The 13393-nt window shown below is 65.9% G+C and carries 13 protein-coding genes; 7 read left to right on the top strand and 6 right to left on the bottom strand.

Features of this window, described 5'->3' with window-relative positions:
• Nucleotides 1–27 precede the first annotated feature (27 nt).
• Entirely contained in the window at nucleotides 28–1233 is a 1206-nt protein-coding gene (locus G6N50_RS09310) for a MalY/PatB family protein (protein WP_083098652.1), read from the bottom strand.
• A gap of 32 nt (nucleotides 1234–1265) precedes the next feature.
• On the bottom strand, nucleotides 1266–2363 hold the full coding sequence (locus G6N50_RS09305; protein WP_083098651.1) for an NAD(P)H-dependent amine dehydrogenase family protein: 1098 nt from the start codon (nucleotides 2361–2363) through the stop codon (nucleotides 1266–1268).
• Nucleotides 2364–2609: 246 nt separating this feature from the next.
• Here G6N50_RS09305 and G6N50_RS09300 point away from each other — a divergent pair, with 246 nt between their 5' ends.
• The 3 genes from G6N50_RS09300 to G6N50_RS09290 are packed head-to-tail and all read left to right on the top strand — an operon-like array spanning nucleotide 2610 to nucleotide 5653.
• Nucleotides 2610–3560 (top strand): LLM class flavin-dependent oxidoreductase, encoded by a 951-nt coding sequence (locus G6N50_RS09300; RefSeq protein WP_308204209.1) that lies wholly within the window; start codon nucleotides 2610–2612, stop codon nucleotides 3558–3560.
• Between the two features lie 11 nt (nucleotides 3561–3571).
• The gene (locus G6N50_RS09295; RefSeq protein ID WP_083098648.1) at nucleotides 3572–4633 is read left to right on the top strand and encodes an NAD(P)H-dependent amine dehydrogenase family protein; all 1062 of its coding nucleotides are present in this window, start codon (nucleotides 3572–3574) and stop codon (nucleotides 4631–4633) included.
• Nucleotides 4634–4678: 45 nt separating this feature from the next.
• Nucleotides 4679–5653, top strand: a complete 975-nt coding sequence (locus G6N50_RS09290) for an LLM class flavin-dependent oxidoreductase (protein ID WP_083098646.1) — start codon at nucleotides 4679–4681, stop codon at nucleotides 5651–5653.
• Between the two features lie 3 nt (nucleotides 5654–5656).
• Here the strand turns inward: G6N50_RS09290 and G6N50_RS09285 are convergent, their stop codons facing one another.
• Both G6N50_RS09285 and G6N50_RS09280 read right to left on the bottom strand, forming a co-directional pair.
• On the bottom strand, nucleotides 5657–6769 hold the full coding sequence (locus G6N50_RS09285) for an ABC transporter substrate-binding protein (RefSeq protein WP_083098645.1): 1113 nt from the start codon (nucleotides 6767–6769) through the stop codon (nucleotides 5657–5659).
• A 12-nt stretch (nucleotides 6770–6781) separates the two neighbouring features.
• Entirely contained in the window at nucleotides 6782–7567 is a 786-nt protein-coding gene (locus G6N50_RS09280) for a spirocyclase AveC family protein (RefSeq protein ID WP_142275725.1), read from the bottom strand.
• 216 nt (nucleotides 7568–7783) lie between these two features.
• On the opposite strand from G6N50_RS09280, the gene G6N50_RS09275 reads away from it, so the two are divergent.
• Nucleotides 7784–8434: a TetR/AcrR family transcriptional regulator gene (locus G6N50_RS09275; RefSeq protein WP_083098643.1), complete on the top strand. Its 651-nt coding sequence runs from the start codon at nucleotides 7784–7786 to the stop codon at nucleotides 8432–8434.
• A 15-nt stretch (nucleotides 8435–8449) separates the two neighbouring features.
• The gene (locus G6N50_RS09270) at nucleotides 8450–9652 is read left to right on the top strand and encodes a cytochrome P450 (RefSeq protein WP_083098642.1); all 1203 of its coding nucleotides are present in this window, start codon (nucleotides 8450–8452) and stop codon (nucleotides 9650–9652) included.
• 167 nt (nucleotides 9653–9819) lie between these two features.
• Here the strand turns inward: G6N50_RS09270 and G6N50_RS09265 are convergent, their stop codons facing one another.
• On the bottom strand, nucleotides 9820–10809 hold the full coding sequence (locus G6N50_RS09265; protein ID WP_083098708.1) for an alpha/beta fold hydrolase: 990 nt from the start codon (nucleotides 10807–10809) through the stop codon (nucleotides 9820–9822).
• A 44-nt stretch (nucleotides 10810–10853) separates the two neighbouring features.
• A complete protein-coding gene (locus tag G6N50_RS09260; RefSeq protein WP_083098640.1) occupies nucleotides 10854–11381 on the bottom strand; it encodes a lipoprotein LpqH in 528 nt (175 codons plus the stop codon).
• A 133-nt stretch (nucleotides 11382–11514) separates the two neighbouring features.
• Between G6N50_RS09260 and G6N50_RS09255 the strand changes: the two genes are divergently transcribed.
• Together G6N50_RS09255 and arsB are read left to right on the top strand one after the other, a co-directional pair.
• Entirely contained in the window at nucleotides 11515–11874 is a 360-nt protein-coding gene (locus G6N50_RS09255; protein WP_083098639.1) for an ArsR/SmtB family transcription factor, read from the top strand.
• Nucleotides 11871–13391 (top strand): ACR3 family arsenite efflux transporter, encoded by a 1521-nt coding sequence (gene arsB / locus G6N50_RS09250; RefSeq protein WP_142275724.1) that lies wholly within the window; start codon nucleotides 11871–11873, stop codon nucleotides 13389–13391. Before G6N50_RS09255 ends, arsB begins: the two co-directional genes overlap by 4 nt.
• Nucleotides 13392–13393: the final 2 nt, after the last annotated feature.

The raw sequence follows: 13393 nt of genomic DNA, 5'->3' as shown, positions 1-13393 counted from the left end.
AAACCCTTGTGGCCGGACGCCGGTCGACTACCGAGCGTCGGCCAGCGCGCGGCCCATGCGCGATACCGCCTCGGTGAGAATGGCTCGCGAGGTGGCGAAGTTCAATCGCACATGTCCGGCTCCGCCGGTTCCGAATACGTGGCCGGAACTGAGCGCCACCCGCGCGTGATCGAGGAACCAGCGGGCGGGTCCGGACAGGTCGGCAACCGCCGCGAGACCATCGGTCACGTGCTCGTCGAAATCGAGTTCCCGGCAATCCAGCCAGGCGAGGTAAGTGCCTTGCGGCCATTGATATTTCACCGCGGGAAGGTGCTCGGCGACCAAATCGCCCAGCAATGTCCGGTTCTGGTCCAGGCCCTGCAGGGTCGCGTCAAGCCAGTCGCTGCCGGAGCGAAACGCCTCGGCATGGGCGATGACGCCGAGGTGACTGGGTCCATGACTGACCTCCTCCGGCATCCGGTTCAGGTCGGCCGTCGCCTCGGGGCCGGCGATGGCCAGCGCGGCTTTCAAGCCGGAAAGATTCCAGGCCTTCGACGCCGAGGTCAGGGCGAACGCGTTCTCGGCCCCCGGGACCGTGAGGAAGGGGGTGAATCGTGATCCCGGCAAAATGACGGGTGCGTGAATCTCGTCGGAGACCACCCGGACACCGAACCGCCGGGCGAGTTCGGCGACCCCGCGGAGTTCGTCGGCGGTATGCACCGATCCGGTCGGGTTGTGCGGATTGCACAGCAGATAGACGACCTTCGCGTCTTTGGCCGCCCCCGCCCCGGCCCGCGCGAACGCATCTTCCAAGGTGTCGAGGTCAATTCGCCCGTCGGCCAGCGGCGCCTCGATGACGCGGCGGCCGTCGTGCGCCACGAATGCGTAGAACGGCGCGTAGACCGGCGGGTTGGCGATGACGGCGTCACCGCGATCGGTGAGCAGGCGCAACACCTCGACGATGCCGAGCATGACGTCGGGAACGAGCGCGGTGCGGCTCACGTCCAGGTCATGCCACTGCCAATGCCGCGCCGCGAAATCGCTGACCGCTTCCGCCAGCGCCGTTCCGCAGGGATATCCGGTGTCGCCGCGGTCGATGGCCGTCCGCAGCGCGTCGGCCACCGTCGGGGCCAGGTTGACATCCATCTCCGCGACCCACAGCGGCAGGACATCGGAGGAATGCGCGCGCCATTTCATGCTGGTGCGCAGTCGCAGTTGCTCCAGCGTCAATTCCTCGAGCGGATTAAGCGTCACCCCGGCAGACTAAGCCGCGGGTGCAGGCGCTCTTACGTCGTGGCGAACGCGTGCGTCGGGATCGTCAGCGGGAGGTCCACCGAGCTCAGCAATCCGGGCTGGGCGGCAACGACATACGGCACGGCGTTGACGACCCGCATCGCGGTGGCGACCATGGCGCCCGCCCCGGAGGTCATCCCGCCGATACCGGCCTTGCCGGGATCCTTCAGCGTCGCCGCCAGGGTGCAGTCGATGTCGGGGTCGCCACTGATCTGGACGCGGTAGGACAGGTCGCCGATTCCCTCCGGCCAGTCCGGGGCGACGTCGTGCGCGAGCCGCGTGACATGCTCGATGACGATCGCCTCCCGGCCGTCCACCACGCCCGTCGCGCGCATGCGCAGCGCGCCGCAGGTGCCGGCCTCGACGGTGCCCATGGCGACCTCCAGTGCCCGGTTGGTGAGCGCGCGGTCGAAGAACTCGCGGACTTCCTGGACTTCGACTCCCAGCGCGTCGCCGATCAACCGGATCTGGCCCTGCCATTCGCCGGCGATGGCGCCGGGGTAGCCGATCCAGGGCTGGTAGTCGAGCGGGCGACCGAATCCCAGTGCGTCGCTCATGATGTCGGGCACCCCGTAGTCGTCGTACAGGCCAATCTCCCACGCATGAATCTTGTCGATCGACGACGACTGGGTGGACAGCACCAGCGGCAGATAGTCGGCGGCGAAGCCGGGCTCGATCCCCGACGCGTACAGCGACGCCTGGCCCTGCTTGGCGGCGGCGACGAGTTGGTCGCGCCACTCCGCGGGCTCGTAGGCGTGCGGGTTGACCAACCTCGTGGTGCTGGTCGTCACGACGTTGATCCCGGCCCCGAGCAGCTTGACGTAATCGGGGATGGCCAGCGCATCGCGCTCCGGCCCGCTGGCCGCGTAGATGACGCAGTCCGGTTTGAGCGCGATCAGCGCGTCCGCGTCGTTGGTGGCTTTCAGCCCGACCGGCTCGCCGCCGGCCAGCTCGCCGGCATCCTTGCCGTCTTTGTCCGGGGAGTGCACCCACACCCCGACCAGATCCAGATTGGGCCGCCGTTGGATGGCGCGGATCGCGATCGAACCGATCCCGCCCGTCGCCCAGACCACCACGCGTTGTGCCGTCATGTTGTTCCTCCTCAGGTGCGTGATGAAAGCTGAGGCGGCCGTTGCCCTTACGCCGGCAGTTACCCAACGTTCGACTCGGAAGCTAACAGCCGCTGTGCCGCACGGTCAAGCGTTTAAGAGAGTAAGTACTATCCTAATGAACAAATCTTAGGTTAATCTGCGGGGTGTGAGGGTAGACCGAAGTTTTGCCCGCCTCCGAGCGACATTTCACGGCGGCCCGCGCTGATGTTCACGCTTAGGTTCGACATGCGCGCTCCCGAGTGCGCTGCGCCGGCCCCCGATCTGTACGCCGCGGCCATCGACATGTGCGCCTGGTCAGAAACGCGGGGCGCCGTGCTGGCGGTGCTCTCCGAGCACCACGGTGCCGCGGACGGTCATCTGCCTGCACCGTTGATCCTGGCGTCGGCGATAGCCGCCAGGACGCGCACGCTGACGATCCTGCTGGCCGCGGTGCCGATTCCGTTGTGGGATCCCGTCCGGCTCGCCGAGGAGATCAGCGTGCTGGACCTGATCAGCAACGGCCGGGTGTCCTGCGCGTTCGGTGTGGGACATCGACGTGAGGAATACGAGCACTTCGGCATCGACATGACCACGCGTGGTCGGGCCGCTGACGAGATGCTGGCCGTGCTCGGTCCGCTGGTGCGGGGTGAGCCCGTCGAATATCGGGGGCGCACGGTCCGCGTCAGCCCGCGGTGCGGCTCGCCCAACGGGCCGATGGTCCTCATTGCGGGCGGCAGCAAGGCGGCGGCGCGGCGAGCCGGCCGCCACGGATTGGGCTTCATCTCCCAGACCGCCTCGCCCGGTCTGAAGGAGTACTACGAGGACCAGTGCCGTGCGCACGGGCACGAACCCGGGATAATCCAGCTTCCTCAATTAGGCGCACCCACAGCGGTTTTCGTCGCCGACAACCTCGATGAGGCGTGGGATGAGCTGGGGCCGCACCTGCTGCACGACGCGAAGATGGCTGCGTCCTACCGGCCGCACGACGATTCGGTAGCCAGCATCACCCGTGCCGACAGCGTGCCGGCGCTTCGCGAGGGCGGCGGCCCCTACCGCATCTTTACGCCCGGCGAGGCGATCGACTACGTGCGCGGCGGGCAACTGCTGCCGCTGCACCCGCTCTGCGGCGGCATCGCACCGGAGGTGGCGTGGCCTTATCTCGAGCGTGCCGCGGCCGCGTTTGCAGACGACCAGTGAGGAGAGCGCCCATGCGTGTTGTCGTGTGGTCGACCGGGGGAGTCGGCTCGAACGCGATCGATGCCATTCGGCGTCGGCCGGATCTGGAACTTGTTGGTGTGTGGGTGCATTCACCCGACAAGGTCGGCAAGGACGCCGGCGAGCTGGTCGGCGGCGAGCCGCTGGGCATCACGGCTACCAACGATGCCGATGCGCTGGTGGCTCTCAAGCCGGACTGCGTGGTGTACGCGGCCAGCGGACCCGACCGCGACGGCGCGGCCGTGCCCGATTACGTGCGCCTGCTTGCGGCGGGTATCAACGTGGTGTCGACGTCGTCGACCAGCCTGGTGTACCCGCCGTCGTATTTCGCGCCTAACTGGCGCGACGAGCTGGACGCGGCGGCCAAAAGCGGCCAGGCGTCGCTCTACGTGTCGGGCATCTTTCCCGGCTTCGCGTCCGATCAGCTCGCGTTGTTGATGACGACGCAGTCCAAGAGCATCCGCCGGATCACGGCCAGCGAGGTCGCGCTCAATGATCACTACCCGGTGGCCGACGTGATGATGGACGGGATGGGCTTTGGCCGGCCACTGGATTTCGAGCCGATGCTGAAGACGCCGGGATTCATCGAAATGGCATGGAAAGCACCGATTTACCTTATGGCCGTCGGTCTCGGCGTCGAGGTGGAAGAGATCCGGGGTTCGCTCGACCGCGAGCTGACCGACCGCGACATCGAGGTCGCCTTCGGGACCGTCAAGGCCGGCACCTGCGGTGCGGTGCGCACCCGCGCCGCGGGGGTGGTCAACGGCCGTGAGGCCATCGTGATCGAGCACATCATTCGGATGGCGCGCGATGTCGCCCCCGACTGGCCGACTTCGGAGTGTGACGCCACCTATCGGGTCGACATCGAAGGAGATCCCGACATCCACTGCGAGCTGACACTGGGTGAGAGCGAGGGTCATGGGGCCGGGCGGGCAGCGATGGCGTCCACGGCCATGCGCGTCGTCAACGCGATCCCGTACGTCGTCGACGCGTCTCCGGGCCTGCTCAGCTCGCTGGACATCCCGACCACGCTGCCGCTTTACGCCTTCGACTGAACGTGTAACGTACGTCGCAAAGATTGGGCCAGCGAGGAGTTTGCCGTGTACACACTGCGCTTCGACATGCGCGATCCCGAATGGGCCGCGCCCCCAACCGATCTGTACGCCGCGGCACCCGACATGTGCTCCTGGGCCGAAGAACACGGCGGTCTGGCCGCCGTGTTGTGCGAGCACCACGGGTCCGAGGACGGCTACCTGCCGTCACCGTTTTTGCTGGCCTCAGCGGTGGCCGCGCGAACGCAACGGCTGGCGCTCAGCCTGATCCTGATCCTTCCGTTCTACGAGACCGTCCGGCTCGCCGAAGACATGGCGGTCCTGGACATCATCAGCAACGGGCGGGCGTCGTACATCCTGGCCCTGGGCTACCGGCCCGAGGAGTTCGAGCACTTCGGCGTCCCGATCAAGAAGCGCGGCCGCGTCTGCGACGAGAAGCTCGCGCTGTTGCGGCGGCTGCTGGCCGGCGAAACCGTCGTCGAAGACGGACGGCGCATCACCGTGACACCCCGCCCGCTGACCCCGGGCGGGCCGGGACTGATGTGGGGCGGGGGAACGGTCGCCGCGGCCCGCCGGGCCGGCCGGTACGGCCTGGGCATGCTGGGCAACGCCAACGCGCCGGGCATGCAGGAGGCCTACGAAGAGGCCTGCCGCGAGCACGGCCATCAGCCGGGGCCGACGATGTTCCCCGACCGCAACACGCCCTCGGTCGTGTTCGTCGCCGACGACGTGGATCAGGCGTGGAAGGAGATCGGCGAGCATCTGCTGCACGACGTGAAAACCTACGCCGCCTGGAATCCCGGTGACGAGACGACGGCCGGCTTCTCGCACGTGAACACCGTTGACGAGCTGCGCGAGACGGGTACGTCGCACGTGATTATCTCTGTGTCCGAGGCGATTTCGCGGGTGAAGGCCGGCCAGGTGCTCAACCTGTCGCCGCTGTGCGGTGGGCTGCCGCCGGACATCGCGTGGCCGTATCTTCGGCGCGTGGGCGAGGTGGTGCTGCCCGAGGCGCTCGGCTGAGGGCTACTCCTCGCCGAACCGATCGACGAGGTGTGAGTTGACGCCGTCGGCGTCGAGTCGCCGGGCCACCAGGTAACCCGCGCCCACCCAGGCGCGGCGAGACCAGTTACCGAACGACACCCGTGTTCCCGGGGCGCCGGACGCGGCTGGCATCATCTTGACGCGTTCGAGCGCCTCCTTCACCCCGCGCGGACTCAACGGGTGGGCGTCGGCGAGCGCCCGCAGCAGTGTGTGCGCGACATCTCGATTCACCACCGGCACACACCATTCCGGCCGCCGGCCGTAGGCCGCGTGGTACTCGTCGAGGAAGTTCTGCCCGACCGTGTTGCCCTCGTCGTACTGGTCGATCCCGGTCCAGCCCATGAAGGCGTTCCACATGATCGGGTTGAGCCAGGCGTTCTGAAAGGCGGTACCGCAGAAGCGGGGCGGATCCCATCCCAGCGCCTGTAGCGCCGGGTTGACGAACACGATCCCGAAGCCGAATCCGCAATGCACGATCGCCTGCGCCTTCGCGTCGTGCAGTGCCCGGACCGCGGTCGTCACGTCCCCGGCGGTCTGGGCGATCGATGACTCGACGACGATCCGAATTCCCTTGCGCCGGCATGCATCCCGGAAGCTCTTCAGATAGGCCTCGCCGACCAGCGATTGCTCGACGAGGACCCCCACCTCGGTATGACCGCCCTTGGCCAGCAGGTCGGACCAGAAGATCGGCTCGTCGGTGTGCGAGCCCATCGGAAACGCAAAGAACCACTCGCCGAGCGCGGCGTCGGAGCCGGTCACGCTGATGCAGGGGACCTTGAACCGTTCCTCGATGGCTTCCCGGGTCGGGATCGCGTTGTCGCCGATGTTCGGGCCGAAAACGGCCAGGCAGCCCTCGTCGCACAGCTCGCCGTAGGCGTCGATGACCGCCTTGACCGATCCCTTGGGCAGACCCTCCACTTCGCGGTAGATGATCTCGATCGGTCGGTCGATCAACCCTTGCTCGACGCCCTTCTTGAAGACCAGATCGAACGGCTGCGTCAGGTCCTGGAAGTACGTTTGCGGGAAGCCCTCGGGCAGGAGGAAGTCCATCAGATAGCCGATCTTGATCGGCTGGGCGGTGCTCTCGTAACCCACTGGGCCTCCCGCTTACTTGGGTTGGTTCGGTACGCCGGGGTACAGCTGCTCGGTCGGGCCCGCGGTGACATAGCCGCCCAGCTTGGTGATGAGGTGGGGCGCAAAGACCGCGCCGTATACCAGGTGTCCGACGACGATGGCGGCCAGGACGGATAGCACCGCAGACTGCCCGCGGCTCTTCGATCTCTTGTCGGCCCACATGTCGATGACGTTTCGTCCTTGCTCATCGGTGCGCCCTAGCAGATAGGTGAAGAGCATCATCTGGATGCCCATGGCCAGCGAGTCGTACAACGGGTATTGGTGCTTGGTGCCCTCGAAGATCGCGAGGCCGGGAATCACGTAGCCGTAGTAGAAGTTGCCAAGCTGGGCTCCGGTGTAGCCGTTGAAAAACAATGCCCAGCAGAAACCGACGACGAGGCCGACCACGAGGAGGGTAATCGGCCTGCGCCAGTTGAACTTTGCGCTCAGCCAACGCCCGAGGGCGGCCCCGGTGACTGCGGGGATGATGAAGTAGGAGACGTAGCCGATCGGGACCGCGAGAGGCAACCCGCCCCACGTCACGTTCAACGGCCACCAGGACGGCATGCGGGGCAACCCGGGCGGGAACTGTGCGTACATCGCCCAGTCGTAGGGTGACTCGATCCAGGAGAACGAGATCGCCGAGATGCCAAGGAGCAACAGCGGGTGGATGCGGCGGCGACGATAGCTCAGATAGATTCCGATGATCAAGAACGCGATGCTCGCGACGTAGGAAAAGTACTGAGCCCCGGCCATCACCGGCGTCATCTCGGTTTTCACTGGCGGCCCTCGTCGCTCGGCGCGCGCCGAGCCTCGGGATCGAAGCGCAGCACCAGCCCGAAAATAAGAACGATCAGCCCGAACAGCGTGCCGAGCATGATGGCAGCGCCCACGGTCGCACCCCTTCCGACAAAGCTTTAAGGTAGTGGATACTATCTTAGGTAGATAGCGGATACTATCCCCAAAAACGGGCCGTTTCGACGGGAGTGGACACCGGTGCCCCAGCGAGCAACTAAGCAGCCGATCCCGGCTACGGTCGCGCGTCGGCCCCGTGGAGAGCCGCGCAGGCTCCTGCTCGACGCCGCCCGGGCGCTGTTCGCCGGTCAGGACTATCGCAGCACGACGACCCGCGAAATCGCCCAGGCCGCCGGGGTCACCGAACACCTGCTGTTTCGCAACTTCGGTTCGAAGGCGGCGCTGTTCCGCGAAGCGCTTGTCGTGCCTTTCGTGAGTTTCGTCGACGAATTCGGTCAGACCTGGCAGTCCGTCGTGCCCGAGGAGACCGACGAGCAGGAGCTGACACGGCATTTCGTATCGCAGCTTTACGACGTGTTCGTCGAACACAAGGGTCTGCTGCTGACCTTGATGGCGGCCGAGACTCTCAGCGACGAGGAACAAGCCGACGCCGGCATTGCCGAGATTCGGCGGGCCATCACGGTGCTCGGCCAGATCAGTGTCGAAGGCATGCAGTTACGGGGGTTGCGGTCGGACCATCCCGACCTGCCGGCGCATTCGACGGTGTCGATGATCGCCGGGATGGCCGCTCTGCGTTCAACCTACTTCGGGAACAGACAACCGCCGCGGGAGGTAATCGTTGAGGAACTCGTTCAAGCGCTCCTGCACGGCTTCTTGCATCGCAACGACTGAGTTAGGGATAAGCCAATGACAAGCCCGAGCGCCGTCGAATTGTATTACGACCCATTCGATGTCGAGATCGACTCGAACCCGTATCCGGTGTGGAAGCGGATGCGTGAGGAAGCGCCGCTGTACTACAACGAGAAGTACAATTTCTACGCGCTGAGCCGATACGACGACGTGGTGCGCGAACTGCCGAACTGGGAGACGTACCGCTCGGGCCGCGGCACCACGGCCGACATCTTGTTCGCGAACATCGAAGTTCCCCCGGGCATTCTGCTGTTCGAGGATCCCCCGCTGCACGACCTGCACCGCAAACTGCTGTCCCGTGTCTTCACGCCCCGGCGCATGCTGGCCGTAGAGGACCTGGTACGCGGGTTCTGCGTCCGCGAGCTCGACCCGCTGGTCGGCGGGAGCGGTTTCGATTTCATCGCCGATCTCGGCGCGATGATGCCGATGCGGACCATCGGCTACCTGTTGGGCATTCCCGAGGCCGACCAAGAAAAGATCCGGGACCGCAGCGTCGCCAACATTGAATTGTCCAAGGACAGCGACCCCGCCGCGATCGATGCGAACGTTTTCGCCAATTCCATCGCCCTGTTCGCCGAGTACATCGAATGGCGGGCCAACCATCCCTCCGATGACCTGATGACCGAATTGTTGCGGGCCGAGATCGACGAACCCGACGGCACGCGGCGTCCCCTGTCGCGGACGGAGGTACTGTCCTATACCGCGATGATCGCCGGTGCCGGCAACGAAACCACCGCTCGCCTAATCGGTTTCATGGGCCAGCTGTTGTCGGATCACCCGGATCAACGCCGCGAGCTCGTCGCAGACCCGTCGCTGATCCCCGGCGCGATCGAGGAGACACTGCGGTACGAGCCGCCGTCACCGGTGCAGGCTCGCTACGTGGCGCGCGATGCCGAGCACTACGGTCGCAAGGTTCCCGAAGGGTCGTTCATGCTCCTGCTGAACGCCTCGGCCAACCGCGACGAGAACCATTTCACGGATCCCGATCGCTACGACATCCACCGGCGCGGAAGCCATCTCAGCTTCGGACAGGGCCTGCATTTCTGTCTGGGCTCTGCGCTGGCCCGGTTGGAGGCGCGCGTGGCCTTCGAAGAGGTGTTGAAGCGTTGGCCGGACTGGGAAGTCGACTATGCGAACGCCCAACGGGCGCACACCGCAAGCGTGCGCGGGTGGGCACGCTTGCCCGTCGTCACGGGGTGAAGCCCCCTCGAGCGTCACGACAGCGTGACACTCGACGGTGAGAGCCACGCTGGCGTGACGCTCGAGCGCCCGGCCGGCCGCACACTCGAACGCGAGGAGAGCCGTCGAGTGTGAAGTTAGCTTCACGCTCGGCGCCGAACGTGAAGTTAGTTTCACGCTCGATGCTGCTAGGTGTCGCTCTGGTCCACCAGCACCGCGCCCTCGGGCTGGTTGCCCAACGTCTGCAACGCAATATCCCCGCCGTCGGCGGTGAGGCGCACGATCTGGGCGAGTTGCCCCGGGGCATCGCACTGCAGGTAGTGATCGGCGCCGGGCACCACCCAGTAGCGGTTGCGGCCCGGCTTGTTCTTTAGATACGTCTGCCAGACGTGATTGGGAACCCGCAGCGGCGCCACGTTGTCGTGAATGCCCCACACCACCGTCGTATTGACGTCGCTTACGGAAAGTGCCTCCAGCCAACCGGTTTCGTCTGCCGCGCGCTCGTGGAGATATTGAATGGTGTCGGGCAGCACGCGGATGCCGTCGTTGTGGGCGAAGCATTTGGCCAGCGCGGCGATCTCGGGATCTTCTAGCGTGCGTCGTGGCATGAACGTGCTCGCGCCCATGCCGGCCGCCAGCATCTCGGGCGTCGCCGCCGCCGCGGTGGCTCGCCCGGTCGCCGGGTCGAGCAGCGCGGTCTGAAACGCGGTGAGGTTGGACAGCGGAAGGAAGATGTTGGCGTTGGTCAGGATCAGATCGAGGGGTACGGCCGACGGATCCTGTGCGGCCAGCATGCCCAGCGCGATCATGCCGACGCTGCTGCCGCGGTCATGGGTGAGCATGCGGTATTCGGTCAGCTTCCACACCTGGGTAATCGCGTGGACGAGCAGGCGCGCGTCGTCGTAGAGCGAATACACATACGGCTCGGGTGGTTTGTCGGACAGCCCGTAGCCGGGAAAATCCAACAGGTAGATGTCGAATTCCGCGCCCAACTCACCCGCCAACGCGAAATAGTCGATGCTGCTGGTCGGAAATCCGTGCACCAACACCAGGGCGGGAGCACCCGGAGTGCCGCAGCGGCGACTGAACACCGTGACCTCGGTGCCGTCGTTGGCGGCGGTTGTCGAGCGCCAACGAAGCTCGGTGCCGCCGTCTTTCCACTGCGCGAAGATGCCCAAGCTTGTCAGCATCGCAGAGGTGGTCGCGGCAGACAACTACGCGTTTACGGGCACGTCACGTGAACGCCGAAAGTCACATCCCGCAGCCCACTTTGGCCGGGTATCGTCGCCTGGCCCGTCCCGGTCACCGTGTAGCTCTTGCCGTCCTTGGTCGCTTGGACCTGATTCGGCGACTTGGTTCCCTGGTAGGGCAGTTGGTACTCGCCGTTGTCCATTTTGAGCGAGATCGCGAACCCATCGATGGCGGGCGGTTGTTCATCGGAGACGGCCAGCGACACTGACGTCGAATCGTCGTGCACGTTGATCCGGGTGGTGAGGTCACCCGATTCCGGGGGAGACGCATTCGGTTGCGCCGCCGATCGACTGCAGTCCACCGCGGCGATGATCGTGTGCTTGTTCCCATCGATCATGACGGTCGTGCTTGCCAGAGCCGGGCCTGAACTCGTGGTGGCGGCCGGGTGATCGCCCTTGCCGGAGCAGGCCGGCAGGCCGGCCCCCAACGCCACCAGGGCGAGCGCGGCGGCCGCGCGAACGACCCACCGCTGACCGCGGCGGTTGTCGGGACTGGTCATGGCAACCCCTTTGACTAGGACAGGACGTCACGAGGACTATAGGGCCCGCTCGTTTCCCTTACCTGACTAAAACCGGAGCACGGGGAAAACGCCACCGCTGGCGCCTTGATTCGATACATGCTTATATAGATGTATGTCGAATCAATCCGAGGTGGCATGTTGCCCGGCATTGGGGGCGGCCGCCTTGGCCGAGCCGCACGCCGTGGAGCTGGCGGCGATGTTTAAGGCGCTCAGCGATCCGGTTCGGCTGCGACTGTTGAGCCTGATCGCCAGCCACCCCGGTGGCCAGGCGTGCGTCTGCGAAATTTCCCAGACGTTCGATGTTTCGCAGCCGACGATCTCCCATCACCTCAAGACGCTGCGCTCGGCGGGGCTGTTGGACTGTGAACGGCGCGGTACCTGGGTTTACTACTGGGTGATTCCCACTGCATTGCAACAGCTTTCGTCGGTGCTGAGCGTCGACGCACCAGTGGCTGCGGGATGCGGGTCATGACCGAAGCGCGGATCGGCACGGGCTCGCCGGTGGGCGCCCGGCTCTCGACGTTGGACCGATTCCTGCCCGGGTGGATCGCGATCGCCATGGTGGCGGGCCTGCTGCTCGGCCGGCTCGTCCCGGGCGTGGGGCGGGCGGTGGGCGCCGTTGCGGTCGACGGGATCTCGTTGCCCATCGCGATCGGGCTGCTGGTGATGATGTACCCGGTGCTGGCCAAAGTGCGTTACGACCGGCTGGGCACCGTGACCGCGGACCGCAAATTGATGGTGACATCGCTGGCGCTGAACTGGCTGGTCGGACCCGCCGTGATGTTCGCCTTGGCCTGGCTGATGCTGCCGGATCTGCCGGAGTACCGCACCGGCCTGATCATCGTGGGGCTGGCGCGCTGCATCGCCATGGTCATCATCTGGAACGACCTCGCGCGCGGGGACCGCGAAGCCGCCGCCGTACTGGTCGCGCTGAATTCGATCTTCCAGGTCGTCATGTTCGCCGCCCTGGGGTGGTTCTACCTGTCGGTGCTGCCGGGCTGGCTGGGGCTCGACACGACCGGCATCGATGTATCCGCATGGCAGATCGCGAAATCCGTGCTGATCTTCCTGGGCATACCGTTGCTGGCCGGATACCTGTCGCGTCGTCTGGGCGAACGCGCCAAAGGCCGCGGTTGGTATGAGGGTCGGTTCCTGCCGCGGATCGGCCCATGGGCTTTGTACGGGTTGCTGTTCACCATCGTCATCCTCTTCGCGCTTCAAGGCCACCAAATCACCTCTCGGCCTTGGGATGTCGCCCGAATTGCGTTGCCGCTGCTGGCGTATTTCGCGATCATGTGGGCCGGGGGATACGCGCTGGGAGTGCTGCTGCGGCTCGGATACGCGCGCACCACCACGCTGGCGTTCACCGCCGCCGGCAACAACTTCGAACTGGCGATCGCGGTGGCGATCGCCACCTACGGCGCCGCCTCGGGCCAGGCCCTGGCCGGTGTGGTCGGACCCCTGATCGAAGTCCCGGTCTTGGTCGCTCTGGTCTACGTCTCCCTGGCGCTGCGACCACGGCTGTTCGGTGCGGCTGGGAGCTCCTCGGCCGGCGCCGACAGGCCCAGTGTCCTGTTCGTCTGCGTGCACAACGCGGGCCGCTCGCAGATGGCCGCGGCGCTACTGAGTCACCTGGCCGGCGACCGCATCGACGTCCGCTCCGCCGGAACGGAGCCCGCCGATCACATCAATCCCGCGGCGGTGGCGGTGATGGCCGAATGGGGCATCGACATCACCGATACCCCGAAAATTCTCACCGCCGACGCGGTACAGACGAGTGACATCGTGATCACCATGGGTTGCGGTGATGCCTGCCCGTACTTCGCGGGGGTCTCCTACCGCGACTGGCGCCTGCGCGATCCTGCCGGGCAGCCGGTCGAGACGGTGCGGGCCATCCGCCAGGACATCGCCGAGCATGTTCGTGCTCTCATAGCAGAACTGCTCGGGACCACGATGACCATCCAGACACCCGTCACGAAAGGAAACTGACC

Source organism: Mycobacterium mantenii, from assembly GCF_010731775.1.
GTDB classification, from domain to species: Bacteria; Actinomycetota; Actinomycetes; order Mycobacteriales; family Mycobacteriaceae; genus Mycobacterium; species Mycobacterium mantenii.
Note: the sequence above shows the minus strand (reverse complement) of the source record. Positions and strands in the feature narration are given on the sequence as shown.